The 26,606-nt window shown below is 64.0% G+C and carries 19 protein-coding genes; 10 read left to right on the forward strand and 9 right to left on the reverse strand.

All coding sequences use genetic code 11. From position 1 onward, the window contains the following. Nucleotides 1–125: 125 nt before the first annotated feature. Nucleotides 126–1,478, reverse strand: coding sequence for a sigma-54 dependent transcriptional regulator (locus VNK82_05795; GenBank protein ID HXE90461.1), 1,353 nt, complete (start codon nucleotides 1,476–1,478; stop codon nucleotides 126–128). A gap of 8 nt (nucleotides 1,479–1,486) precedes the next feature. Further along, nucleotides 1,487–5,248 carry a PAS domain S-box protein gene (locus VNK82_05800; GenBank protein ID HXE90462.1) on the reverse strand — a complete coding sequence of 1,254 codons (3,762 nt, stop codon included), beginning with the start codon at nucleotides 5,246–5,248 and terminating at the stop codon, nucleotides 1,487–1,489. A gap of 725 nt (nucleotides 5,249–5,973) precedes the next feature. Between VNK82_05800 and VNK82_05805 the strand changes: the two genes are divergently transcribed. The 8 genes from VNK82_05805 to VNK82_05840 all read left to right on the forward strand — a co-directional run bounded on the left by VNK82_05805 (nucleotide 5,974) and on the right by VNK82_05840 (nucleotide 16,006). Then, the gene (locus tag VNK82_05805; protein HXE90463.1) at nucleotides 5,974–6,480 is read left to right on the forward strand and encodes a hypothetical protein; all 507 of its coding nucleotides are present in this window, start codon (nucleotides 5,974–5,976) and stop codon (nucleotides 6,478–6,480) included. Between the two features lie 81 nt (nucleotides 6,481–6,561). After that, complete coding sequence (locus VNK82_05810) at nucleotides 6,562–7,098, forward strand: hypothetical protein (protein HXE90464.1); 537 nt, start codon at nucleotides 6,562–6,564, stop codon at nucleotides 7,096–7,098. After that, nucleotides 7,043–8,026 (forward strand): hypothetical protein, encoded by a 984-nt coding sequence (locus VNK82_05815; protein HXE90465.1) that lies wholly within the window; start codon nucleotides 7,043–7,045, stop codon nucleotides 8,024–8,026. Before VNK82_05810 ends, VNK82_05815 begins: the two co-directional genes overlap by 56 nt. Then, nucleotides 8,023–10,641: a carboxypeptidase regulatory-like domain-containing protein gene (locus VNK82_05820; GenBank protein ID HXE90466.1), complete on the forward strand. Its 2,619-nt coding sequence runs from the start codon at nucleotides 8,023–8,025 to the stop codon at nucleotides 10,639–10,641. Before VNK82_05815 ends, VNK82_05820 begins: the two co-directional genes overlap by 4 nt. 278 nt (nucleotides 10,642–10,919) lie before the next feature. After that, entirely contained in the window at nucleotides 10,920–12,398 is a 1,479-nt protein-coding gene (locus VNK82_05825) for a hypothetical protein (protein ID HXE90467.1), read from the forward strand. A gap of 15 nt (nucleotides 12,399–12,413) precedes the next feature. Further along, nucleotides 12,414–12,959 (forward strand): hypothetical protein, encoded by a 546-nt coding sequence (locus VNK82_05830; protein ID HXE90468.1) that lies wholly within the window; start codon nucleotides 12,414–12,416, stop codon nucleotides 12,957–12,959. Nucleotides 12,960–12,968: 9 nt separating this feature from the next. Continuing rightward, a complete protein-coding gene (locus tag VNK82_05835) occupies nucleotides 12,969–14,558 on the forward strand; it encodes a hypothetical protein (protein ID HXE90469.1) in 1,590 nt (529 codons plus the stop codon). Nucleotides 14,559–14,560: 2 nt separating this feature from the next. Next, the gene (locus tag VNK82_05840) at nucleotides 14,561–16,006 is read left to right on the forward strand and encodes a HEAT repeat domain-containing protein (GenBank protein HXE90470.1); all 1,446 of its coding nucleotides are present in this window, start codon (nucleotides 14,561–14,563) and stop codon (nucleotides 16,004–16,006) included. A gap of 677 nt (nucleotides 16,007–16,683) precedes the next feature. Here the strand turns inward: VNK82_05840 and VNK82_05845 are convergent. Next, nucleotides 16,684–17,382, reverse strand: a complete 699-nt coding sequence (locus VNK82_05845; GenBank protein HXE90471.1) for a PilZ domain-containing protein — start codon at nucleotides 17,380–17,382, stop codon at nucleotides 16,684–16,686. Further along, nucleotides 17,345–18,286: a GGDEF domain-containing protein gene (locus tag VNK82_05850; protein HXE90472.1), complete on the reverse strand. Its 942-nt coding sequence runs from the start codon at nucleotides 18,284–18,286 to the stop codon at nucleotides 17,345–17,347. The genes VNK82_05845 and VNK82_05850 overlap by 38 nt, the downstream gene beginning before the upstream one ends. Before the next feature lie 728 nt (nucleotides 18,287–19,014). On the opposite strand from VNK82_05850, the gene VNK82_05855 reads away from it, so the two are divergent. Both VNK82_05855 and VNK82_05860 read left to right on the forward strand, forming a co-directional pair. Next, nucleotides 19,015–19,413 carry a hypothetical protein gene (locus tag VNK82_05855; protein HXE90473.1) on the forward strand — a complete coding sequence of 133 codons (399 nt, stop codon included), beginning with the start codon at nucleotides 19,015–19,017 and terminating at the stop codon, nucleotides 19,411–19,413. A 138-nt stretch (nucleotides 19,414–19,551) separates the two neighbouring features. Then, nucleotides 19,552–20,601 carry a tyrosine-type recombinase/integrase gene (locus VNK82_05860; protein ID HXE90474.1) on the forward strand — a complete coding sequence of 350 codons (1,050 nt, stop codon included), beginning with the start codon at nucleotides 19,552–19,554 and terminating at the stop codon, nucleotides 20,599–20,601. Nucleotides 20,602–20,718: 117 nt separating this feature from the next. Here VNK82_05860 and VNK82_05865 read toward each other — a convergent pair whose 3' ends face one another. The 5 genes from VNK82_05865 to VNK82_05885 form a co-directional block, all read right to left on the reverse strand. Continuing rightward, nucleotides 20,719–21,156 (reverse strand): hypothetical protein, encoded by a 438-nt coding sequence (locus VNK82_05865; GenBank protein ID HXE90475.1) that lies wholly within the window; start codon nucleotides 21,154–21,156, stop codon nucleotides 20,719–20,721. Nucleotides 21,157–21,218: 62 nt separating this feature from the next. Further along, nucleotides 21,219–22,316, reverse strand: a complete 1,098-nt coding sequence (locus VNK82_05870; GenBank protein HXE90476.1) for a hypothetical protein — start codon at nucleotides 22,314–22,316, stop codon at nucleotides 21,219–21,221. 784 nt (nucleotides 22,317–23,100) lie between these two features. Next, nucleotides 23,101–25,629 (reverse strand): phage tail protein, encoded by a 2,529-nt coding sequence (locus VNK82_05875; protein ID HXE90477.1) that lies wholly within the window; start codon nucleotides 25,627–25,629, stop codon nucleotides 23,101–23,103. Nucleotides 25,630–25,637: 8 nt separating this feature from the next. Beyond that, nucleotides 25,638–26,003 carry a hypothetical protein gene (locus tag VNK82_05880; protein ID HXE90478.1) on the reverse strand — a complete coding sequence of 122 codons (366 nt, stop codon included), beginning with the start codon at nucleotides 26,001–26,003 and terminating at the stop codon, nucleotides 25,638–25,640. Beyond that, entirely contained in the window at nucleotides 26,000–26,575 is a 576-nt protein-coding gene (locus VNK82_05885) for a hypothetical protein (GenBank protein ID HXE90479.1), read from the reverse strand. The genes VNK82_05880 and VNK82_05885 overlap by 4 nt, the downstream gene beginning before the upstream one ends. Between the last annotated feature and the right edge of the window lie 31 nt (nucleotides 26,576–26,606).

Consider the following 26,606-nt stretch of genomic DNA (forward strand, 5'->3'; position numbering starts at 1 on the left):
GAGGAGAGCAAGCCAAGGGCCAACGCGACGGCGCCGGGATGCCGGGTTACGTGGAGCGATATCAATGGGATAGGGCCAGCGCAATTCAGGCCAACGGGATCCGTTGTCTGGCGGCTGGAAGCTCTCTAGGACTTGGACGGGGCCAGGCCGTGCTTCTTGATGCGCTCGTAGAGCGTGCTGCGGGGAATGCCGAGCCGGCGGGCGGCCTGCTCCACCCGTCCCTGCTCCTGCTGGAGGATCCTGGCGATGTGGAGCTTCTCCAGTTCCAGCAGGGTCAGTGCAGATTCGTCTCCGCTGGCGGCGGCCGCAGCCTGGGAGTCGAAATGAAGGTCGCGGCGCCGAATTTCAGGCTGGCCGCTGAGCAGCGCGGCTCGTTCCAGCACGTTGCGCAGCTCGCGGATGTTGCCCGGCCAGGAGTAGGACTGCAGGCCTTCGATGGCATCGTCGGCCAAACCCAGTCCGGATCGCCCGAGGTCCGCCGCCAGACGCTGCAACAGGTGTTCAGCCAGTGCGGGGATGTCTTCCTTCCGCTCGCGGAGCGCCGGCACGTAGAGCGGAACGGTGCTGATGCGAAAATAAAGGTCGCTGCGGAAACGGCCCTGCTTGCCGAGGGCGGCCAAGTCCTGGTGCGTGGCGGCAATCAGGCGGATATCCACGCGGCGGTCCCGCACCTCGCCCAGGCGGCGGAACGACTTCTCCTCCAGCACCTTCAGGAGCTTGGGCTGCACCTGCAAGTCCACGTCGCCGATCTCATCCAGGAAGATGGTGCCGCGGTGTGCCACTTCCAGAAGGCCCTGCTTGGCGCTCACGGCGCCGGTAAACGCTCCCTTTTCGTGGCCGAAGAGTTCGGTTTCCAGGAAGTCGCGGTTCAGGCCGGCGCAGTTCAGGTCCACGAAAGGCTCTTCCGAGCGTGGCCCGTTGGTGTGCAGCCAGCGCGCCAGCACGCCCTTGCCGGTGCCGGTCTCGCCGCGGATGAGCACCGGGCTTTCGCTGGCTGCGATCCTGCTGGCGGAATCGGCAAGCTGGCGGATGGCGGCACTGGAGCCGAGGAAGGGGTCGATGGCCTCGCGGGCCTGGCGGGTCTTGCCCGCAATCTGCCGCTGGCGATTGCGCTGGTTCTCCAGCGCCCGCTGCAGAACCAGCAACACCGCGGGAAGCTCGACCGGCTTGGTGAGGAACTGCTCGGCGCCTTCCTTGATGGCGCGGACGGCCAGGTCGATAGAGCCGTGCGCCGTCAGCACGATCAGAGGAACGTTGGAGTCGATGGCGCGCAGGCGGGGCAGGAGGTCGAGCGCAGTTCCGTCCGGCAAGGAGTAGTCCAGCAGGGCGGCGTCGGGGCGCAGGCCGCGGAACTGGTCTTCCGCCGCGCGGCAATTACCGGCATCGGCCACATCGAAGCCGTGGGCTTCGAGATAGTCCTGGACGGCAAAGCGAATGGCTTCGTCGTCGTCGACCACCAGAATCTTGTACTTGGCCACGGCCGCTCCTACTGGACGGGGATGGTCTCCGCGTCCGCAAGATGTACTGCCGGCGCGGCGGCGCGCGGCAACGAGACCCGCGCCTCCGTGCCCCCCTGGGGCCGGTTCAGGATAGTGATTGTACCCCCGTGCTCCTCGACAATGCGCTGCACAATGGACAATCCGAGGCCGGTCCCGCCGGAGCGCCGGGAAAAGAAGGGCTCAAAGATGTGCTCCAGGTCCTCGGCGGCGATACCTGAACCGGAGTCGAGAATACGGCACTCGATCGACGGCCCTCCCGCTTCCTCGGTCGTTTCCCACTCCACTTCGACGGTCTGCCCGGCGGAGGAGTGCTGGATCGAGTTCTCCAACAGGTTCTGAAAGACCTGGATCAGGCGCAGGCGCTCGGCCAGCACATCGGCCGGCGTGTGGGACCGCAGCACAACGTTCACGCCCATGTGCCGCGCCAGGGGAGCGGAGGTTTGGACCGCCTGCTGCAGGATCTCACGCAGGTCGATAAGGATGCGATCGGGGCTGCTGGGCTTGCCCAGTTCAAGCAACTGCTTCATCAGTTCCGCCATCCGGTCGGTCTCGCGCCGCAGGGCGCGGATGTAGCGCTCATGGCCGGGCTGCGTTCCCAGCCGCACCTCGAATGCATCCAGGGTGGAAGAGATGCCGAACAGCGGGTTGCGCACCTCGTGGGCCACGCCGGCTACCAGGGATCCGAGGGTGGAAAGGCTCTCGGCCCGGAGGAGCGTTTCCTGCAGCTTCACCAGCTCGGTGGTATCGCGCAATACCAGGATGGTGCGGCCTTCGGTTTCCGGCGCGGACAGGGGGAAAGCCTCGATCTGCCACGAGCGATCCGCCAGTTCGTCATGAATATCGAGGCTCAACACTTCGTCCGCCTCACAGAGCCGGCCAGCCAGCTCAGCGGCCGCCTGCCACGGCTGGCCGGACAACTCGCGGATGTCCAGTCCGGGCAGGTCCAGATAGGGCCGGCCGGCAAGCTGCTGCCCGGCGCGGTTGATGCGGAGAATGCGATGGGCGCCGTCCAGGAGAAGCACGGGCGACTGCAAGGCGTCAAACGTGTCACGCCATTCCGTGGCCGCGCGCTGCAGAGCGAGGTACAGCCGCTCGCGCTCTTCTTCGGCACGCTTGCGCTCGCTGACGTCCAGGATGAAGGCCATCGCTTCGTCGGTCGAGCCCGCGAGCATGGAAACTCCGATAAGCACCGGCACCCGAGTTCCATCTTTGCGCACGTATTCCTTTTCCCAGGGAGCGGCAAACCTCTTCGCCCGGAGTTGCTCCGCCGCCTTCTCGTCACTTTCCCTGTGCTCGGCCGGCGTCATCGTCCGCCAGTTCACACGCCCGGCGGCCACATCCTCACGAGTGTAGCCGGTCATTTTCAGCCAGGCGTCGTTGGCCAAAAGGACGCGCCCGTCGAGATGGGCGATGTGCAACCCGATCAAGCTGGACTCAAACAACTGGCGGAAACGAAGTTCACTGCGACGCAAGGCTTCCTGGGCGCGTCTTTGTTCGGTGAGATCCCGGGCGACGGAGAGCACGCAGGTCTCTCCTTCGGCCTGAATGATGTGGGCTGAAACCACTCCGATGCGCCGCTCTCCGTTCTTATGCCGGAATGCGAAGTCATGGTCGATGACTCCTCCAGCGCTCTGCAGGCTCGCAATCCAGCGCCCGCGGTCGGCCGGGTCGCACCACATGCCCAATTCCAGGGCGCTGTGGCCGATCAGTTCGCCGCGGGAATAGCCCGTCATCTGGAGAAAGGCCTGGTTCACATCGAGATAACGGCCATCGTGCAGCGAACTGATTGTCATGGGCGTAGGGCTGGAATGGAAGGCCTTGGAGAACTTCTCTTCGGACTGGCGCAGGTTCTCCTCGGCCTGCCGCCGCGCGGTAATGTCCGCCATGGCGCCGATCATGCGCAGGGGCTCGCCTTTCTCGGTGCGGATGATGTATCCCTGGTCGATGACGGTTGCATAGGATCCGTCGCCCCGGCGGAAGCGGTATTCGAGGTCGATGACCGAATCGTTTCCCTTCAGGGCTGACTGCAGGGCTGTGGAAGTGCGCTCCCGATCCTCCGGGTGCACACGCTCCAGCCACCAGGCATAACCATCCTCGTCCGCAGTGGGGGGCCGCTGTCCGAACAGGGTCTCAACGGCGTCGTTCCAGACCAACTCGCCCGTCCACACGTTCCAATCCCAGACGGCGTCCCTGGTCGCCCGCGTGACCAGGCGATAGCGCTCTTCGCTCCGCCGCAGCGCCTCCTCCGCCTGCCGGCGCTCCGTTACGTCCTGCTTGATGGCTACGAAATGCGTGACTTCGCCGCCTTGTGCCACCGGTGTGATGGTCATTTCCTCGACGTAGATGGAACCATCCTTGCGACGGTTGTAGATCTCGCCCTTCCAGGTGCGGCCGGAAAGGATGGTTTGCCACACCTCCTGATAGAAGCCCTTTCCGTGGCGCCCTGACTGCAGGAATCGCGGGTTGAGGCCTACGGCTTCCTCGAGCGAATACCCGGTGAGCTCGGTGAAGGCCGGATTGGCCCAGACGATGTTGGCTTGGCGATCGGTGATGATGATGGCGTTGGCCGCCGCTTCCAGGGCTGTGGTGCGGATGCGCAGTTCTTCTTCGGCGCGCTTGCGTTCGGTAATGTCGTGAGAGATTCCGATGACGCCCTTTAGGGCGCCTTCTGCATCCCGGTACGGGGCCTTGGTAGCGAGGAAATAGCGCACCCCGGTGGGCGAGACCGCCCGCTCTTCGTGGGTCACAGCCCCCTCGGTGTTGAGCGCCGCCAAGTCGCCCGCACGGAATATTTCGGCCACATCACGCGGCTGCAACTCGAAGTCGGTCCAGCCTAGAACCTCCTGGATGGTGTGTCCCAGCGCCGCGGCGCCCGCGGAGTTGATCATCAGGTAGCGGCCTTCCAGGTCCTTCACGAATACGGCATCACTGGTGCCCTCGGCCACAGCGTGCAGCAGTTCGTGGTTCTGGCGCAGGCTTGCCTCCGCCTGCCGGTGGTCCGTGATGTCATAGCCGGCCAGCACGATGCAGGGCCGGCCGGCGAATTCGCTCCTGGCTGCGCCCACATCCAGCCACCGCGCAGTTCCGTCCTTGCGGAGAATGCGAACCTGGTAGCGTGAGGGAACCGGCTCGCCGCGAAGTCGCGCCGCGGCGCGCTGCTGCATCAGGGGTACGCTCTCCGGGTGGATGAGCGGCCAAAGGTCTGCGGACACCAGTTCTTCCCGCGAGCGGCCGAAGAGTTCCTCCGCCGCGGCGTTCACGTAGACCAGGCGGCCTTCGTCGAGAATGCCGATGGCCACCGGTGCCGCCTCGGCCAGCGTGCGGAACAGCCGCTCGCTCTCCTGCAGCCGGCCCTCGGCGCGCTTGCGCTCGGTGATGTCGACGTCGGTGCCTTCGATGACATCCGGCTCGCCGTTCGTTCCGCAAACCAGGATGGCATTGGAAAGCACCCAGATCGGCGTCCCGTCCCTGCGCCGGCAGCACAACTCGTAGTTGTGGACCACACCGTCCCGCTGCAGCCGCGCAACGTACGCCTGGCGATCCTCCGGCTTGCAGTAGAAGCTCTCACACGAACTCTGCAGCACTTCCTCCCGCGATTCGTAGCCATACAAGCGCGCGAAGGCGTCATTGCAATCGAGGGGGCGGCCGTCGAGCGTGGTGCGAAACAGGGCAGTCAGATTCCTCTCGAATAACCGCCGGTACGTGCCTTCCTCTGCCTGATGCCGTACTGCTTCTCTTGCCGTAGACATGTGTCTAGCCGATCCAGACGCGGGGTGCCTTCCACCTCTGAAAAATACCCAGGCCGCTAAGGCTGCGGCCTGGGCGGGGTTTTATGGATCCAGCCCGCTAGCGGGCGCTCCGCCGGCTCCCGTGGAGCGGTGTAACGGGCACTGCCCGGGCGCGCGCTGGCCGAAATCCACGTCTTCATTCCGGGACATCAGAACCACCGGTCCTGCGGTCCCGCTCTCTCGGAATTGGCGAAAAGCATTTGCGATGCCACATGGCGGGCGAGTTGAAGTTGTTGCAGGATAAGGTTTTGGGGTTTGCGTTCTCCTCAGGCAGGTAGAGCGTTCGTCCAGCAGCAAGACGGGCCGTCCATCTTCTGGAAAAAGCGGACAGTGCGTGCTCGGCTGAGCCGGCGACGTGGCCGGGCAGGCAGCTTCGCGGCTTTACTGCCGCTACGGCCCGCCCCCGCCTTCCTAGTTCCGTCCTGCATCGGGATGGATTTGTCCGAGGCTCAGAGATGGCGGTCAGCCGGGAGACCGATTCGCCACCGGCCCCGGTATTCCCAAACTGATACGGCAGAACCAATTAGGCACAAGTACGGGAAAGTAGTTCCGATTTGGTGCAGAGATTGCAGTCACAGGGAGCGAGCAGCGAGCTCTGTTGCCACCCGCGATCAGGGACTCCTGCGAAACGAGACCGACAGTCAACAAGGAGACCCAAAGTGAAACGCCTGACTTCAATCGCAAGCATGTTCGCAGTGCTGGTCCTGACCGCGGGACTGGCAGCCGCCGACACCAGCTCCGGCACCATGACGGTATCGGCCACGGTGGAGAGTTCCATCAGCCTGACCTTCGTATCCTCGGGCAGCGGCATCAGCCTGACCGGATCAGGCAGCAACGCGGCCACCATGGCCTTCGGCAACGTGAAGGCCTATGGCGGCAGCGTCCCGGCCGGGGTCACCAAATCGGTGAACGGAGTGACTGACTGGACGCTGAGCACCCCGTTCCTGGTCCGGGTGGAGAAGGCCAACCTGAGCAGCAGCGACTACACGCTGGAGGCTACTCTGAGCGCCGCCGACGCCGTCTACGCCTGGGAAATCGACAACGTGGATATTTCCGACGGCTCCGCCAAGACCATCACCGCTACCGGTAACTACGACGCCAACGATTCGCACACGTTCGAGCTGATCATCGAGCACTCGGACGCTGCGGGCGCCGTGAACAAGACCATCAGCTTCGTCGCCACCTCGAACTAGGGGTTCGGCGGAGGCTTCCTTCCCCGGGCTCGAGGCCGATAGGCGCTCGGGCCCCGGGGAACGATGTTGGGAGGCCCAGCCATGAAAAGCGGCCCCGTGATTGCCCTGGGATTGCTGGCCTTCGCCTGTACGCTCGGGAAGCAGGGACTGGCCTCTGGACCTCCTGCCGCCGAGAGCCCTGGCCGAGCGGTTTTGCCGGGCGCAATCCGTATCAGCTTCCCGCTCTCCGCAGGCGGCGCAGCGTTGCGAAGCACCGGCCCGGGACAGGCCGATCTTGATTTCGGCCGCGTGTCCTATGCCACCGGAGCGCGAACCAGCGGCGTGAGCGTGCGGCGGACTTCTTCCGCCATGCACATCACAACCAGGTTTGCGGTTCAGCTGGACTCGGCGGGAGGCGGCTCACAGCGAACCGTCACGTTGAGCGCATTCCTGCTGCATGCGGACTCGCGGCAGCGGTTCAAGGTCGACGATGTGGAGCTAACCACCACTCCGCAAGTGATCCAAGCGCAGGTTCCGCTGGGCACGGTTTCCATGCATCGGTTGGAGTTGGAGATTCCCAAGGATGCTCCGGCTGGAACAATCTCCAACGCCATCGGCTGGGTGGCCGTTGCCGATTGAGGGGCACGCCGCGGGAGGAGAACACATCATGAAGGCGCTGAAAGCGAAATCGGATGACACCATGGCCTGGGGGATCGCGCTCGCACTGCTGGTCGCGGCCGTTCTGTTATGGGCGCCGGAAGCCACCGGCCAGGAACTTCACCTGGCAGCGGCTGAGCCCGACATCCCGCGATCATCTCCGCCCCTGGGCAGACCTCCGATGGTGCACGACGTATCGCCGGTACGGCACTCCATCACGCTGTCGCCTGCGGTTGTGGAGCTTCGGGGCAAGCCGGGGCAGAGCACAAGTCAGCTTCTGAACCTGCACAACGACACTCCCCGGGAACTGCGGTTTGAGATGGCCGCCCGCGACGTGGTGGTGCGCGACGGCAAGCGGGTCTTCGTAGCCGCTGGGGAAACGCCACGCGGCATCGCCGCGACCGCGGTGTTCTCCCGCAAGGCGGTGACCGTGCTTCCGGGTGAGACGGCCACCGTGCGCGTGACGCTCACGGTGCCGCCGGATTCACCCGTGCGCGCCGTTGTGATCCTCTTTCAAAGCCAGAGCGAATTCAAGGAGCCGGGCAAGGTCGGTTTATCGGCATCGCTCGGAACGCTGCTGACCTTCACCCTCTCGGATCAGGTGCGGATCGAGGCCGCACCGATCGCCGTCACACCGCAGTCGGCGACGGCGAACACCGGGTTCTCGCAACGGCTGACCAATGCTGGCGCCGAACCGGTTTCGCCGCAGGGCGTCGTGGCCATCCTCAGCCAGTCCGGACAACTGGTGGGCAAGGCGGCATTTCGTTCGCATCGCCTCCTGCCTGGGCAGCAACTTGAGTTTCAGGCCGAGTATCCGGCGGAGCTGAAACCCGGACGCTATCGCGCCTTTGCCTCGTTTCAGTTCGAAGGCCAAACCATCACCAACGTGGCCGAATTCACCGTCCGATGAAACGCGCGTCGTCCATCGTCGTCCTGATGCTTGCCCTGCCGGCGTTCGCCGAAGAACTCACGGTGGGCTATCAGAAGACCGTCCAGGTGCAGGTGCCGGGAGCAGTAGCGGCGTATTCTCTGAATTCGGCCTGTGCGGAGGCACGGGTGGAAGACGAAACGCTGCTCGTGCGCGGCAAGGTGCCGGGTACCACCAGCGTGGTCGTCGTCCTGAAGGAAGGGACCCGAGCGTACTCGGTGCGCGTCCCCGAGCCGCCGCCCTCCCGGCCTAAAGGGTTCGAGATGCCGTTGCCACGGGGCGATTCCTACGGCAGCTACGAACTGCGCTATGCCTCGGGCCCCGCCCAGCTGCAGAACGTCTTCAACCTCACCCGGCAGGAAGGCGACCGCACCCTGCGCCTGCACGTGGCCACCGCCAACCTGTTTACCGGAGTGCCCGGGCGCTCGCGCCTCAGCCTGCCGTCAGCGTTTTTTCAGATCCAGACTCCGCGCCGCGAGATCACCCTCGGCGACCAGACCATCCAGAGCTCGATGATGACCCTCAACGGCTCCACGGTGCGCGGCGTTCATCTGCGGCAAGGCGAGGTCACTCTGCATGCCGGCTACACGTCCATCGCCGAGTTTCAGGATCTGTTCCTCCCTGCGGTGCGGGAAGGCGTGCTGGGCGTTCGACTCCGCCGTCCGCTGGCCGAGAGCGCCGCCCTCACCTTCAACGTCTTTCATTTTTCCCACCGAGGACGGGCCGGAACAGTCAGCAGCGGCACACCCGGGCCGGTCGCGTCACTGGTGTACGAATACAAGCCGAGTGATGCCCTGGAACTGGAAGCAGAAGCCGGCCTCAGTCATGGCCGCATCGGCGGATCGCTGCTGTTCCGCCTGAGGCGTGCCGACGAACAGTTCTTCGCCCGGTTGCGCTACCAACCGCGCGGGTTTGCCTCGCTCGCGGCCAACAATTTCCACGGTTTCTACTCCGACGTGAGCTGGGCGCGGCAGGTGACCGACAAGCTGAAGAGCAGCGTGCGCTTCACCGGAAACCGCTATTCGATCGCCAATTACGAGCAGACCAACCTGCACTCCCAGATAGAGATGCGCTACCAGCCGACGCGCAACTGGTCGGTACTCGGCGGAGCTGCGTATGCGCGCTATCAGCCGCAGCAGCCGCCGCGGCCCGGCAGCGAAAGCTTCAGCTTTCCCCTCGGCGTCGGTTTCGATGGGCACCGCTTCGGCACGAGTTTTCAGTACCGGTTCTCCCGGCATTCCGGCAGCGACCTCGGCGGGCATCAGCTTCGCCAGACCGTGCGGGCCAGTTGGGACCGGCTGCACGTCTCCGCCTTCGTGGATCGCCAGACCCAGGCTCCGACTGTGGATGTGATTTTCCGCGAGTTGCCCGGGCTGGCCCAGGCGGTGACGCAACTCGGCCTGGCTGCCACCTCGCCCGAGGAACTGGGACGGCTGCTGGAGGAGAATCCAGCCCTGGCGGGACTGGGGTATGTCCAGGGGGTCAACTTCCACCTCAGTCCGGTACGCCTGCAGGCGGGAGGCACTGTGGCCTGGATGGGGCGGGGCACCAGCCGGCAACAGCTCAACTACAGCTTCCTCTTCAACAACACCCAATCGGTTGGCGGAGCTTACCAGTCGGCCCTGCACTCCTGGACGTACTCTCGCAAGCTTAGTGCTTCGCTCGATGTCTTCGTGTCCATGTCTTTGCTCCGCAGCCCGCTTTCCACGGCTGGCTCGGGCTACCAGCCGCTGGTGGCGTTCTCCTTGCGCCACCATTTCAACGGCGTGCCGCGCTTCCTGCTGCCGGGCCGAACCGGGACCATCTCCGGCGTCGTCTTTCGCGACGACGACCTGGGGGGCGAACTAGGCGCGGATGAACACGGGCTGGCCGGCATCGAGGTTGTACTCGATGGCGTCACGGTGGCCCGCACCGATCGCAACGGGCGTTATGTTTTCTCCCGTGTGACACCGGGCCGCCACACGGTGGAAGTGGTTCCTCAGCGTGAGTCGGAGTCCCTTTTCACGACGGACTCGCATGTCGAAACGGACATCAACACCCGGGTGGATTTCGGGGTTGCGGCAGCCCCCGTGTCCATCGTGGGCCTGGTTCACGATGATGCGGGTACAGCCATTGCCCGCGTTGCCGTGGCCGTGTCCGGCGACGGGAATCGCAGGTCGGTACAGACCGACGGCGAAGGGAAGTTCCGCCTGCAGGGACTGCAACCGGGACCCTACGAACTCGCCATCAATACTGAATCCGTGCCACCCGGATACCTGCTGGAGGGCGTAAGACCTGTGCGCGTCGTCGCGCAGGCGGAGGAGCCGGCGCAGGTGGAGTTCACGCTCGCCGCCATCCGTACCGTCGCCGGTCGAATCACCCTCTACGACCCGGCCGCGGCGCGGGTGGTTCCGGTCCGGGGCGTCGTCGTTCGCTTGGAACCGCTGGGCCGTGAGAGCACCAGCGACTCCAGCGGCGCCTTCCTGTTCCGAGCGCTGCCTCCCGGCGAATACACCGCCTCGATCGTGTACGCCGGCAGGAGCTGGGTTCGAACCCTGATCGTGCCCGCCGGCCCGTTCCACCGCACGGATTTCAATTTCGACCTCAGTGCCAACTAGCCGCCCACCGTTGCGTCCGAAGGCATGGGCCTTTGCCGGCGCTTGCGCCGCCGTCGGCTCATGCAGGGGTGAGCGCCGTCCGTGAATCGGACTTCTCGTCCAGCCCGCCGAACCCGCAGTCCTCGCGACGGAAACGCTCGTCCGATGAAATCCCCGCACCGCCAAGCACTTACGTCCCTTTTTGAACCAGTTCCCATTTTGGCGTTGCACTTGCACTTCGAACCGATATGGAACATAGGTCCAAAACCGGAAACCGGGCGGTTGAGAGGCAGTCCGGCATGGCGATGCTGCTCACCATCTTCGCCCTCTTGCTGGTGTCGGCGATGGCCATCGCGCTGCTCGAAGCCGGCACGTGGGAAACCCAGCTCAACGATAACCACCGCAACCGCGTGAAGGCTCACTTTGCCTCGGTGGCCGGCCTGGAAGAGGTGCGCGAAAGGCTCACCCCGGGCAACCCGGCGCCCCACTTTATTCTTGGTCCTACTGCGCTGCCCGGCGGTCCGGGTTCGGTGGTCTACGTCCTGAATCCGGCCGGCGGCAGCGATGTGGTCGCGCCCACCGACCCCAACAACCGCTACTTCGACAACGAACTGTGTCGCGAGAATTTTCCCGGGCTCGGCTTCGCCTCCAACACCACCTGCACGCAGGCTTCATCGGTTCCCGGCGTGTACGCCTTCCTCTCCAGCGACGCCCCGTTTACCGGAACTCCGGCGGCGCTCGAGTACAAGTGGGTCCGGATCACGCTGAAGTCGAATTCGACGCTTGCTCCTTTCTATGTCAATGGCGGCTCCGGCGCGGCCACGCTGAACCGGCAAGCCTGCTACAGCGGAATGAACGAGATGCTGCCGCCGCCGGACTACCTTGCCTGCGATCAGCCACCGGCCGGAACCAGCCGGATCTTCAAGCCGGTCTACATCCTCACCTCGCTGGCGGTGACCGCCACGGGCAGCCGGCGGATGACCCAGATGGAGGTTGCGGCCATCCCCCCGTTTATCGGCAGCGCGGCCATCGATTCCCAGGACCACGTCACGCTCAACGGGCAGTTGACGGTGAACTCTTACGATTACTGCAGTTGTTCGTGCACCACGGACAAGCAGGGTAATACCACCTGCACCAGCCGCGACGGGCAGACCTGCGATACCAGCAAGTACGCCATCTTTTCCAGCAGCACGGTGGACAAGACGAATTCCTCCCAGAACTTGATCTCCGGCCAGAATCCGCCGGTGAAAGAGAACCAGGCCTGGCCCTATGACATTCCCGCGCTTATCGACATGTACAGGAGCATGGCGGCCGCGGTCGACGTGCGCAACACGCCCTACAACTACGTCTGCAGCGGTTCGCCGCTGAATTGCGGGACCAAGAGCGGCCAAGTCTTCGGAGTGCCGCCCTATTTTCCGCCCAATCCGCCGGAGAACCCGGCTGGTCCGTCCAATATGGCGCCCCAGATCACTTACATCCCAGGGAACCTGCAGATCACCGGCAATACCCAGGGCAACGGGGTGCTGCTGGTCGATGGCGACTTGAACATCAGCGGCGGCCTTCAGTTCTACGGGCTCGTCATCGTCAAAGGAGTCATCAAGTTCTCAGGCGGCGGCTCGCAATCGACCAACATCTACGGCCAGGTTCTGGCGGGAGAGGAATCGCTGGTCGACAGCGTACTGGGCGGCAGCGCCAACATCACCTTCGATGCCTGCTCGCTCAAACAGCCTTTGCCGCCGCAGCCACCGCAAGTCATCAGCTTTCGAGAGCTCTACTAGGAGGAACGAGTCCCCATGAAACGACAACTCACCATTGCATGTTGGGCCTTGGCCGCGTTTGCGATGCTTTCCGGCACGTGCGTGGCGCAATCGGAGTCCCTTTCACTGGGCGAGATCGCACGGCAGAAGCCGGCACGCAAGGCGGCTCGTGTGTTCGCCAACGAAGATTTGCCGCGGGGAGTCACGGAAACGGCGACTCCCGGTGCGCAGCAACCGGCGGCTTTGGGCAGCCTGCGGCCCGAGCTGCTGGAGGGCGGATCGAACCCGTGCTCCCTGGCCGACGAGAACCGCGCGCGCGTGGATACACTCAGGCGCGATGAGGCCTCGTTGCGGGCCAAGATGGAGCGCCTGCAACAGCGCTACGACAACGAAACCGACGAGTTCCGCCGCAACATGTATGCCGAAGCGCTGCAGAACTCGCGCGATCACCTGGAGATTATGACCGTAGCGCGGCGCGAGGCGGAGAAGCTGCTGGCCGGTTCGGAGGGCTCGGAAGTCGCGACTTCGTCTGACGCTGCTTCTCCCGAGGGTGGGCGGCCGCAGTCCAGCCCCCAGCAGTAGCGAATCGTCGTGGAGGCCGATGTGGGGAATATGCCAATCCAAGCGAGGGAGGCGGCCGTTATGAACGGCGGAGGCCTAACCGGCACCTCCGAGGCGGAAGCGCAGTCTGCCGCTTGCGCTTTCTTCACCCGCGTGCTGGAGCGCGCTATAGGCAGCCCACTGCCCCGCATGGAAATACAAGACCCGGCGGCAGGCTCCGGTGTCGCATCATCCTGGATAGGCCTGCTGAACCTGGCAGTCACTCCATCGATGATGCGCGAGGCGTTGAAGGCAGACGGCACGCCGGAGGAGGCTGGCGCGCTGCTTCGCTACCTTGCCGGTTGCCCGGGGTGTCATGAGCGGGATCGCGATAAGGCGGACCTGCTGGCGACCTTTCTCTTTCGCCGGCTCACGCCACAAGAGTCGCGTACGTCCAGCGAGGCCATGCACAGATTTGAAAAGCAGCTCGACCGACTCTTGGCTGGACTTCCCCTGCCGCCTTTGCCCGACGCACAGATCAAGCGCTTGCAGCGGTTCGAGACGTTTCGGCACGAACTGGAGATGCTGCCGGACTTCGACGCTCTGACCAAATCCGGCCTGCTCAGCCGCGTGCGTGATTTCAAAAAGACGTTTGGTGCCTCCAGCCTGCATCCGCGGGTGCTGGCTACCGTCGCCGTCCACAATGTTCTGTTTGGCGCACGCTTCGATGCGCTCCTGCTGGAGGCAGCGGAGAGGATGAAGGAATTGGCCGACCGCCTGCGCACGCAGGCCGAGGAGGCCTTGGGGCGCATCAGTGGCGAGAGCGATTTGGAGGAGATGGCCAAAGCCAGCGAGAGGCTGGGGCGCGATTGTGCCCTCGCCCAATCGGTGCTCGAGAAACGGGAACTCGGTACGACCGCGCCAACCCAGCCAGCCGCATCGTCAAGTGCTCGGCCGGAGATGCCGCCAGTTCCTCCCAGCCATCCCCCCATTTCTTTCCCTGCGGCCCCCGCAGCAGACGCGGTCGGCGTCTCAAGGGAGTTCGGCGTGTCCAGCAAGATTGAAAAGGCGGAGGAAGACCTGCTCAACGATTTCGTGCTCTCCATCCGCACTCACGTGCGAAGCGTTGATTCGGATCTCGCCCTGCGCGTTCCCCTGCATGAAGGTACGGTGTTCCTCACTTCGGCCGAAGCCCAGGCCTTTCGCGCCGAATATGCCTGCGAGCAGAGCTTCCGTGGCGAATTGGCCGCCTTCCTGGTGCGTTCCACGGCCGTGTTCTGGCGAATGACGATGGAATTGGAGCAGTTTCGCCGCCGCAAGGACTCCGCCTACTTGTGGCAGCCGCACTTTCGTTCGCTGCAGTACCTGCTGGGAGCGGCGCGGCGCGCTGTAGAAGAAAGCGTCCCGGTGCTGGCCAGCGCCGAAGGGCGTGGTCTTACGGAGAAGGTGGAACTCATTCAGACCGAATCCGCGCGACTGCAGACGCTGATTGCCGACGTAGAGAGCGAGCTCTCCCAGGCGGGCAAGACTGCAGGTTCGGCGGACGAGTCCAGCCGTGAAGTGGTCAAGGCCGGGGTGAAGTTCACGGAGCAATCGGCGTTGAGCCAGGGTGGTAAAGACATTACGTACCGGACCTATTGAGGATGATGGAGGATGCTATGTGGCTGTCCGTTGAAACCCTACTGCCGGTGGTCAAGTGGGCCCTGGCGACGACCGCGGCTCTGAATCTGCTCATCGGCGTCTTCCTGTTTTCGCGCCGGCTGAAGCGCTGGCGCTTTTTCCAAATCAAGGAGTCCCTTGCGGAAGCGCATCTCCCTTTGCTGTGCGCAGTGGCCGAGGGTCGGGTTCCGCAGGCGGAGGCGCTTGCCGTCTGGAGCCGCCTGAACTCGAAGGACCAGGTAAAGGCGCTCGAGGAACTCCTGCTCAAGGCCGCTCGACATGGCTGCCAGGATGCGTCTGAGCTGCTCTTCGCCCTGGGCTTTGTGGAATCCTGGGCCAGAGTTGCCTTCGGCCGCAGGCGCGCCAGGCAGATTGTCGCTGCCTGCCGGGAGCAAGCGGACCTGCCGGCCGGCGACTCCGCCTATCGCAAGTCTTTCTGGCGTGCCCGCATTTTCTCTGTGCCGCGCGCCGTGGCGGTCGCCAACCTGGGGATGCTTCAGCCGGAATGGGCGCTGGTGTTTGCCAAGGCGGCGCTGGAAGATCCTGCGCCGGACGTGCGCATCGCGGCGCTGGACGCTCTGGGGCGGAGCCGTCACCCGAAGGCTCTCCCCATCCTCCTGGAAGCAGCGGCAAACGGCAGAGCGGCGAAGCACGATCTGCCGCTACTTGCCGTCAAGGCTGCCCTCCAGCGCTTCCGACTGGAAGACCTTTCTCACTTCCTGCCGCACCTGAAGGATTCTGACCGGCGACTGCAGGTAGCCGCGCTCGAGGCCGTCGCGGCGATCTGTCGGCAGGCTGGCCCCGAAGCCATCGCCCTGAGAACGGACTTGGGAGAGCTTTGTGACCTTGTCATCGAGAGGTTCGCGTTCGACTCATCACCGGAGTTGCGCGGCCTGGCGGCGAGCGTCGTGGGACAATTCTGCAGCCACCCGGTCGATGCGGTTTTGGCCGCGCGCCTTCATGATCCGAACGCAGCCGTACGCCTTGAGGCCGTACGCGCCTGCTGCAGCCCTCATCGCGCGCGTCAGATTCCCGATCTCGCCCAGAGACTCTCCGACTCCTCTTGGGAGGTGCGCGAGGCGGCCGCTCAATCGCTGCTGGCGATCGGCGAGGAGGGTAAGCGCCAGATGTACGAGCAGTTTGTTGCGAGCGGGGATCCCTACGGGTGCGATGAAGTGGCCGAACAGATCCAGCGTCACGGTCTCACCGAGGAGCTGATGCTGGAGTTGGCAGTCAATCCCGGGCGCGGCTCGCTCGCCGAAGCCGTGTGCCGCAAGATGATCTTCCTGGGAAAGACTTCCGCACTGACCCACGCCGCCCAGACCATGGGAGAGTATGCCGCGCTCGAGGTGTTACTGACCGAGGCCCCGACGGACGACTTCCTGAACGTTCGGGCTGCGGCCAATGTCCCGTCCGCGCACGGTTACTAGACGCCGGCCCGCTCTCACCGCGGGCATGAGAAACGTTGTGCTCGAATGCGGCCTCCTTCTTGGGAGGCCGTGCCATGTCTGTTGAGGGAACGCTTGTCACGCGGTAACGCGTTTCCTCGAATTGTCGGCTTTTTTGCACATCCGAGCACGCGCCGGCCGGCTCTAATCAGCGTATGTAGCCAATTGTGGAAAGACGAGTCATGCAAAAGCGCACACTTGGAACAAGCCGCTTGGAAGTCTCAGCTCTGGGCCTGGGCTGTATGGGGATGAGCGTCTCGTACGGTGTCGCCCCCGACAGGCAGGAGATGATCGCCCTTCTGCGGACGGCCGTGGATCGGGGCGTTACGCTCTTCGATACTGCGGAGGTGTATGGCCCGTTCATCAACGAAGAACTCGTGGGTGAGGCGCGCTTGCCTGACTGCTGGCGCAGAAGCCCTGGATTGTTCCCATCCCGGGCACAACCAAACTGCATCGTCTCGAGGAAAACATCGGGGCCGCTGCCGTCGAACTGACACCCTACGATCTTCGTGAAATCGACAGCGCCGTCTCCAAGATCACGGTGCAGGGCGACCGGTATCCTGAACACCTGCAGCGAATGACCGGGATCTGAGCAAGAGAAGCGGGCAACCCCGGATGAGCAAGGAAGGCTCTCGCGACTCGACTCGTTATTGTGTCAACTAGATGGATTGCCCAGCCGGCAGCTCATCTTCGCCGCGCATTTGCAGCCAGCGCTGCAAAGCCAGCTTGGAGAGTGGTGCGAAGGTCAGGAAGCGCGTGCCCGCCCTGCCATCCTCTTTGCTCCAGACGATTTCGACGCGAGCGTCAAAGGGCATCTCGGTCTCCGGCAGCGTGAAGCGAATCTGGACGCTTTCCCCCGCGACCAGCGGCTTTCGCGTGCGCAATCCTACGCCGCCTTCGCTGATATCGATGACGGTGGCGGGCACAATGCCGGCGCCGTTTTCCACCGTGGCTGAGATTTCCACCTTGTAACGCGTGCACCGGCGGAGTTCGCGCAGGATGACGGCCTGGGCCGCCCGCAGGTTGCGCGCCGCGCGCTCGCCCTGGATGGGCTTGTCGATCACCAGGTTGGCGCCCATGTCGAACGCCGTGCGGAAGCTCTCCTGATCGCGGGCCAGGGCGACGCCGACCGAGCGGCGATTCAGGCGCGACTTGCGCATCCCCGCCAGCAGACCCCAGGCGTTGCAGCCTTCGTCGGAGTCCACGATCACGGCATCGAACTTCTGGCTCTCCAGGCGCTGGATCACGTTTTCCACGTCCGGGCAGATTTCCACTCCGATACTCAGGTCGCTGAGCGCGCGCGACAGCACGCGCACGACTTCAGGGTCTTGGGAAAACAACAGCGTGTTGGCTCGCATGCGTGTCCTCGTGAGGGCTGGTGGACTGCAGGTTCCGGCGCGCTGCCTTGTTTCGGTACATTTCCGCATCTGCCCGCGCCAGGGCATCGTCGGTGGAATCGCCGGGCCGGCACTCCGCCAGCCCACAACTGAATCCCAGGCGGATTCCGTGGCTGCGCCGGTTCTCGTTCCAGTCGCGGGCTCGCTCCTGCAAGCGCTCGACCGCGCGTTCCGCAGCCCCGCGGCTGGTGTCGGGAAGGATCACCAGGAACTCATCCCCGCCATAACGCACGAGCGTATCCGACTCGCGAAATACAGCCTCCAGCAGCGCGGAGGCCTCGCGAAGGAACTGGTCACCGGCCTGATGCCCGAAGCGCGTGTTGACAGACTTGAAGTCATCCAGATCGATCATGAGCAGCGACACGCAGGAAGCCAGGCGCTCCGCCCGCCGCATCTCCTTGACCAGCGCGCGGTCCAGGTACCGGCGGTTGTACACGCCCGTCAGCGGGTCGAGCACGGATTCCTGTTCCGCCGCCTCGGCGCGGATCAGTTGCGTCAGCAGCATCTCGCGCGCAGCGTTCAGCGTGCGCCGATGCTGCGCCACGTGCAGAGTGAACAGCACCATCAGCATCACGAAACCCGCCAGCACCTGCAGCGCCTCCCAGTCGGGCAGGCGCAGGTCGCGGAGGTCGCGCATCATCCCCAGCACGATCGGCAGCAGGTACCCGCCCGTCAGGAGCCACAGGATGAGCAGGGCGGTGCTCCACAGCTGCAGCTCACGGCGGCCAAGTGATTTGAACTTCTTGCGCAGCTGGTGGCGCAGGTCGCTGCTTCGTCCGGGCGCAGAACCAGCCTGCGAGGCCCGGGGCTGCGGTAGCGGCAGCTCGGTTGGCAAGGTCGTCGCGTCGGCAGACGGTCTGGTCATCAGGCCACTCCCCGGCACCCATGGAGAGCACATCAAGTGCCAAGGTTGTCGTCAGGCCGGGATGCTTACCGCGCTGAGTACGAAGGGATTAGCGGCTGCCTGGGATATGCCCTTCCGCACTGGCTTCCGAAGCTCGGACAGTCGTCCGCAGCTTGGACTGCCGAACGCATTCCGGTGCCTCATTTCGATCAGTCGACGTGAGAGAATGAGGTCAGGCGAACGGCCCCGTAGCTCAGATTGGATAGAGCAGCGGTTTCCTAATGCGCTTTGTGACGTTAGCACGGAGTAGCAACACGGGTCACGAAGTGCGAGACGAGCCAATGTTCATGCGGGTCGGCGCGCCTCTTCCGCTATCCCTGCTCGCACATGACTACTGCCGCAATTTAGTGCAAAGTGCGCCGAGAATGAGCGCGATTTGTGGAGAGTTTTGTGGATAGGTCCTGGCCTGGCCGCCAAGAAAGCTCTTGGAGTTCCACAGGCCGCCGAGGTACACAGCTTCGGACGCAGTGAATTCCGCACCAGCGCGCCGCGCCGGTGGATGAACACCGGGCACGGCGCTAACCAGCGTCGCCTACAAGGAGGCAACGATGGCTGCACGGCAAGCTATCACCCCTCGCCGCAGAATTGAAAATCGGCCCTGGCGAGTCCTCCCATCCGGGGCGGCATCCCAGCCCACACCATTGCACGCCGGGTCAGGCCGGCGAGAAGGAGCCACTAGCATGCCGAGAATGAACACGCGCACCCGCCTGTTGCTTCGCGTGAAGCAGACGATCCTGCGCAACCCCCGCGCGTTCGACGCGGATACAGATGACCACGACGTCGCGGGGCTGGTCGTCCGCGCGGCCAGGCGAGATCCATGTTGGCGAAGGCTACAGCCCAAGCTGCTCGCGGTGAGCGGCGAACTGTTGACCGCGCAGCGATTGCTGGGAATCACCACCAGGAAGGCCGACAGCCTGTTCCTCCCGTTCAAGTGGCCGCGCCGATTTCGACGGCAATATAGGCGTGAAGGCTCGTGGCGGCTGGGTAACAGGCGATATGAGCGAGTGCGAGGCAGCCTTCGGGACATGGGAAAAAACGCCAAGGTCGCTGCGGCCCGCATCGACTACTTCCTGGAAACGGGCCACTAGGCATGATTCCTCCCACCTGCCGCGCCCGCGCGGTACAACGCCCTGCGCGGGCGCGGTCCCTTCACTCTTTACCGCAATCGGGTCCCCGTTTGTTGCTCCAAAGCAGCGCATTCTCGAACACAGGAGAGCCGGGCCGGCATGAGCTACGACCCCGAGTTTGCAAGCAGGACCTTCCGCGAAGCAGCAGCGATCTGGCTGGAATCACGTCGCCCTCACCTGAAGGCGCGGACGCTTTCGGACTACAAGGAGTACCTCGTCCCCCTCAATGGCTTCTTCGGCGACATGCGGCTCCGGGCCATTCATGCGGCACACCTGCGCGAGTACCAACACGCGCGCCTGGAAGGCGTGCCGCCGTTCAAGCAGAAGGCCGGAGCCTCGCGCATCAACCATGAACTCAGCATGCTCGGGCAGATTCTCCGGCGTGGCGGGCTGTGGGCCGCCGTCGAGCCGGGGTACGAGCCCCTGCGGCTGCCCAAGTTCCAGCCGCCGCGCGCCCTAACCGCCGAACAGGAGCAGCGCTTGTTCGCAGTCGCCAGTGGGCGGCCGGAGTGGGCTGAGGCCTACTACGCTGGCCTGTTGATGGTTAACACCACGGCATCGGGATGCGAGGTCCGTGGGTTGCGGATTGCAGACGTGGACCTCGTCAACCGCACAATCTCCGTGCGAGAGGAGAGCGCCAAGAATCAGTTCCGCGTTCGTCGCATACCGCTGAACGGCGTGGCCACGTTGGCGGTCGAGAAGCTCCTGGAGAGGGCGGCAAGCCTGGGCGCTCGGGAGCCGCAGCACTACGTGTTCCCCTACCGCGAGGCACGCAACCGCTACGATCCCACGCGACCGATGAGCCGCTGGGGTTTGCGCGGCGCCTTCCGCGAGATTAAGGAAGCGGCCGGCCTGCCGTCCTTCCGCCCGCACGATCTGCGGCATACGTCCATCACGCGCATGGCCGAGGCCGGTGTGCCCGTGCAGGTGGGGATGAGCATCAGCGGGCACAACACGCGGCAGATGTGGGAGTGGTACTCGCAGATCGGCATGGAAGCCAAGCGCAATGCCCTGGGGTGTCTGGAGGCAGGACCGCCGAAGGTCTACGGGATGAACGGGGAGCCGCCGCCCACCGCGGCCGACAAGAAGCCGCGCGATGTACCCGCGAAGGCGCCGGGCACCTGGGTTGTGCCGGCTGCAACAGATTAGGGGCTAGTGCTACTGGCGCGAATAATGGGTTCCGCCAACATGCTCGCCGGACGTAGTTCCTCTACAACCTGTGCACTCGTCCACATGCCAACCATCGTGTCCTGGCGAATGTAGCAGTCACTCCGGTACTCCCTCCCAGAACAACTTGTACCAAACGATGATCTTGGCCTTCTGAGCCATCAGCGTCGCTTGATTCACGCCTGTCTCTCTGGCCGTGTGCGACTCGATGTATGGATGTCTACCGCTTGGAGCGTTTCGTGCTGGAAGCGCCCTGCCTTCCGGATGTTGCTCCGGCCACGGCCACCATTCGACGTTCAAAGCGGGTCCGGTCCCAACATTTACTAGTTGCACTGTAGTGCCTTCGGCCTTCATCACCAGCACAGGGCGCGACATACTTTCGACTTGGTCTGCGGAAACCTTGGATTGCTGTATCGCGGCCTCCTTGATTCTTTCCGTGCTTTCCACGTACCGCTTTGCATAGTGCACGCTCGCGGCCAGAAGTAGTAGCTGGCCACCGAAGATAAGGGTTTGAATTTCATCCAACGAGTAGGACATCTTGCACTCTCCCGAACGTTAGCCAGATGGGCGGCTGGGGATGGGAAACGATTTCATCCCCTCTACTTATGAGCCCAGATTGCTGCGCACGCATCCTTGATCGCGTTCTTGAGCAACTGGGTCCCACCGCTATAGATTGCGTCGCCGGCCGGAGTGAACACAGAGACGCTATAAGGCGGCGAACCCCAATGGGAGTGGTCCAGCAGCACGATGTAGTCGGCTTTCTCTGCGTGCACAGTAACGACGAACCCAGGGCAGCGTTCGTGCAGGGTCTTGAGGATTTCCGGCTTCGGCAGATGGGTTCCGCTACTCGCGGACGTGGCTGTGTTACGAAAGCGCTCGAAACCGCCGAGGCTTTCCCATGTCTTGCGGTCCGTAAGAAAGATGCGCGACCCCGCCTCGGTCGCAACGTCCGCCTTGCCTTCGTGGGGTTGGGGGCTGGTTGGCGCAGGCTCCTCGGTAGCCGATGCTGACGGCTTCGCGGGCTCGAAATGTGAGGCCGGCAGGGAAGGTTGGGTAGCGGAAACCTCGCTGAGCGTGACGTCCTGGTCGAGCCGCAACCAAAGCTTGCGCCCCTTCTTAAGCTCGAAATCATCCCAGCGCGCGCTGGCCTCGGCCAATGCGCCCAGCACCGCGATAGCTCCGCCGATACCGGCGCCGATCCCAGCACCTTTCGCCCCGCCAGCGGCAGCGCCAATGCCCGCGCCTACGCCCGCCCCGGTGACTACGACGCCTGCGGTTTCACCCTTAGATATGCCAGGCTGCGTCGCAACGCCCTCGGCGTCCACGTCTTGCGACATCCCCAGGCTTTGAAGCGAAGCTGGGGCCTCAAGGGCACGCCCGTCCGGGAAGGTCATGCGATAGAACGCCAGCCGGAGCCGCGCCGAGATTCTCTGCTTACGATCAGCAGCCCGCACATCCTCGACACGGCCTGTCAAGCGGCTGCCCGTTGGCACGAGCACATTGCTGCCTCGCTCTACAGGCTGGAGCAAGATGACCTCGACTCCGTCTCCCACACGCGCAGTCTTGGTGCTGACACTCGATTCGAGTTTCGCCCGCAGGCGCGTCCCGGCCAGTAGGGATACCGTATCGCTCTGGGCGCGAGCGGGCCCTGATCCGCAGACAAAGGCCAGCAAAATGGCAAGCGCGAGCTCTCTCATCGTCAAATATCCCCGGGTAGCAGGGTGCTGATGGGGCGCATTGTAGCGCGTTTTGACCCTGTTTTTTGGGGCGTCCCGGGGCGTTGGGTAGGAGGGGGTATATTTTTTTGTGACCGGGTAAATCTTCTTGTGACCTTGTGCGAGTCGCTTCTATGCGGGATTATGAGGGCACCCAAGTGAGGCTTCCACCTCCACAAATGGGGGCCGCCCTCGGGTTGAAACGCAGGGGCCCGTGGTTTGAAATGGGGCGCGCGGTGTCCAAGACCACGCGTTTTGCGACCCCAGGCCCCTTTCGCTTATTGTGAGTGTCTGGTAGCGAGTACGGTCGTGTCAACCTCGGTTGGGCTGCATGGTTTCTCCGCCGTGGGCAAGACGCCTTTGGCTGTCGGCATCGTGCAGGACGATACGGTGTGCTCACTGGGCACAGGGTCTATAAACGGCGCGTGCTGCTGGGCTGGCCCGGAACCCTTAGAACCCGTGTCCGGCTCGTGCCTAACGCCAAGTGATGCGTCTGTAGCGAGTGATCTCCCGGCGCGCAGCGCGCCAGAAATAGATGGCCACGGCCAGGACTATCACGCACGCGAACGCATCTAGGATGCCCAGGGGCGGGTAGGTGAAGCCTGGCGGGATGGGCGGCTCGGGCATGCGAGGACCGTCAGATCTCCGACATGATGGCGCCCAGCAGCCAAACCATTGCCGCGAGCCCCACGAACACGATCAGGATGTTGAGCACCAGCATGGTGACGGGGACGTTCCCTCTCCTGCCGGCCGAAAGTCAAGCGCTTCAGGCCCCCTTGTTCATGCCGCCGAAGTTGCGGCCGAAGTTCAACCCGAAACCGCCGAACCAAAAGGCGTCCGTGGTCCGCACCGTGCCCTGTAGTAATCCGTTGATCGGGGTGATCCTGAACTGCACGGCCTTGCCCGATGGTGCGTCGGCAAGGTACTGGGCCAGCGTGTACGTGAAGGACGTCCCCGTGAGTCCGGTCTGTGTGCGGCTACCCTGCACCACGCCGTCCAGCAGGACCTCAACGGTGTACGTGCCCTCAATCGTGCCCGCCACGCTGGCGGCATCCTGCTGCACCACATTTGGCTGCGCCGTGCGGATGCGGTGCGCCCAGGTAAACGCTGCATCTCCCACTACGTCCGTGGGCCAGTACAGGCCGTTGACCTGGGCCTTGCCGGGCGGGTAGGGCTTCTGCGCCCTGCTGGCCATCGTCTTTGTCACGGGCGACACGTTCTCGATAGGAACGACGCCCCTGTGGCTGTACGGTAGACACTTCGCGCTGACCGCCAGGTCGATGGGGTAAGGGTCCGGGCGCGCCAGACTGCCGCCGTCGCTGATGAACCACACGCGCTCGCCAGCCGCATGATCGGTTGGGATGGTATCGAAGATGCCGCGCACGATCCCCGCGACGGTCCAGGTGCCGTCGCCGTTGTCGGCGGCCGTAGTCCAACTCATCCACTCCTCGCCGATGAGCAGTAGATTCTCACCGCGCACCCGGCCGGCAGCGTCCGTGTTCTCTAGACCCGGCAGGTCGCGCCCTCCTTGAATCACGAAGCCCACGGTGTCCAAGGCTAGTGTCGTGCGCGGGTAAGGGTCGCGCAGCGTAGCGCTGGGACAAGGGCCCTCGTCGTTGCTGTGGTAGTAGCCCTGACCCTCGTCCGACCACACCTGGTAGCCGTCGCTCTGGTCCTCCGCGCGCACGGCAGCAACAATCAGCTTGCGCTCGGCCTCGTCCGTAAGGTGATAGGGCATCTCTTCGAGAACTTGCGCCAGCGGAGGCAGAGGATCGCTGACGGGGTCCACCCAGCCGCTATCTGCGGGCGGATCGTACGCGGTGAAGGCCACGTTGAAGATGTCCTCCACGGCCTCTACCTCGATCCTCGGGTTAGCCAGGTCGCCGTAATTGATCGTGCCCACGCGCAGCACCATGCCGGTGATGCCGTAGGGTGCGAACGTAAGCTTGAACACGCTGCCGATTCTCAGGTTCCACGCCTTGCGGTTAGCCACGATGCGCGCCTTGGCCAGCGGGTAACTATGAATCTTGAGCTCGCGGACCGCGACCTTCTGCGCGATGGCTGCGCTAGTGAAGCCTTTAAACGAGATAGTGTCACTCGCAATCTCGCCGCGCACGGCATGGTTCGCCGTCTCCTGGGCCTGCACCATGTCGTCCTTGAAGGTGGTGCGGTTGGTGAACTTGATCTTGATCTCGTTCAGCGTCTCTTCCCAGGAGCCGCGCGTTAGCTCGGGGGCTTCGAGCACGTCGTCCTGGGTGATCTCCAGGAGCGTGTTCGGATCATAGTCGGCGCGGGCCAGCTTGAACTCCCACAAGCCCGTGGCCGGGTCGGTATAGAACACGCCATCCACGTGGCGTGCGATCTCCCCGAGCAGCTGGTCGCCGCTGGTTGGTTCGTCGACCTTGATGCTCATGCCCATGCCTTCGGTCCACAGCGTCTCCCCTGCGGCGCGCCAGCTGGTGAGGTTGAAGCGCGCGGACGGAATGCCCAGGCCCCACACGGGGTTGGTCATGATTTCGTAGGCGATCTCGGCCGGATTGGCGTCCCATCCGCCGATGATATTGTGGCCCGCCGTGAGCCCCAGGTTGTTCGGGCAGCGCCGCAGCACGAAGGCCCACTTCTTGATCACTGGGTTCGTCCCCACATAGAAGGGCCAACCCTTCGTGATGGACGAACGCTCCAGGACCACCTGGCACACGCCGCTATACGCCGGAGCCGTGGCCTGGCCGATCTGGCTGGCCAGGTAGGCATTGCTAGGCTGGCCTTCCTTGCCGCTGTAGAAGCGCAGGCGGCCCTTGAGTCCGCCCTCTCCCGTTGGGTTGTCGCGGATGGTGCCGCCGAACATGTCTCGCGCCGCGTTGGAACTGATGTCCACCACGGCCTCACCCGTGGGGCCGGGCAGAATGTTGGCTACTCCGGGGATGGGCTTGTCATTGTCGCCGGCGCGAATCGAGATTAGTTGATCCACTACGCCGTGGCAAAGCGCCATCTGCATGCCGATGAAGTACTGATAGCCCAGGACTCGGCTGCGCTCAAAGAGGAGGCTGAGGGTGAAGATGCGATGCCAGCCAGCGACCTTGCTCTTGACGGCATTCTTCGCCAGGTCGCCCCACCACACGACGTTTGGGTCGCGCACTATGCAGGTGCCGAAGATCACCGGCAGCGTCTTGCCTTCCTCGGCGACCGGGACTTGGAACTCGCCGGCAGCCGAAGGCTCCACGTCTCGCTGCCTGGAGAGCAGCGCGGAAACCGCCGTGGTCGCGACGAACAGGATCGCTACGAGCCAGAATGCCATCCAGGCACCTAGGCCAGAGTGGGCCGCCGAAGCTCGCCCAGCGCGCGCGTAAACGTCTGTCCGCAGGCCGTGCAGGGGATCGTGACTTCCGTGGCCGCGAAGCGCTCCACGTCGTTCACAATCGCTTCCGAAACCCTCTCACTGAAGACGGGGATCTCGGCGGGGCTCAGTTGCGGCACCACGCCCGTCGCCAGAATGGCGTCCACTTCGTCGGACGGCCGGAACCCGCTGGTCTCGATCAGGTCCGCCATCACGAACTCAATCACCGCTGAGCAGTGTGGGCAGGTCGTCCAGGAGTGGTTGTTGTCGGCGGGACGCTCGTGATTCAGGCGTTCGAGTATTCTGGCCAAGAAGTCGGCGAATCTGACGGTCATGCGTCCTCCTTAGAATCGTCCGAGGGCTCGACCGCACCGCTCACGCCCTCGCTGAATTTTAGTTCTGGCACGGCCTGGCCGCAGTGCAGGCAATGGCCGGGTTGGAGGTAGGTTTCAGGAATCGAGAGCGCGGTGAGTGCCACGTGCACTTGGTCCGTGAGCCGCTTGCGGATCACGTGCCGCGGCTCGCCTTCGAGTTGGTGAGCGACGCGCCCTGGTAGGCCCAACAGTTGAGATCGAACGACCGCGATCATGTTTCCCATGACCCGCTTGAATGCTTCCACGGGCACGAGCTCGCCGCGCTTCTCGGCCAGTTCCATCTCGGCCAGGTCCGCGCTGGCCTTCAGCATGCGAGCCCGCTGTCGGCGCACGTCGGCGCTGGAGCCGTCGTCAGAGAACATCTCCCGGCGCTCAAAGGCGGACTGCATGTAGCGGATGTACCAGGCCATGCACGCGCCGAGCTCGTATTTTCCCCGCTCGGCGCGCGGCATGCCCTCGTGGACCAACTGGTTGACGCGCCTGCGGGTGACGTTTAGCGCCTTCGCAATCTTCTCAACACCAACTAGGGCCATCGGGTAGCGGGTTTCCTTTTCTGAGAAGCGT

Source organism: Terriglobales bacterium, assembly GCA_035573675.1.
Taxonomy (GTDB): Bacteria; Acidobacteriota; Terriglobia; order Terriglobales; family Acidobacteriaceae; genus DATMAB01.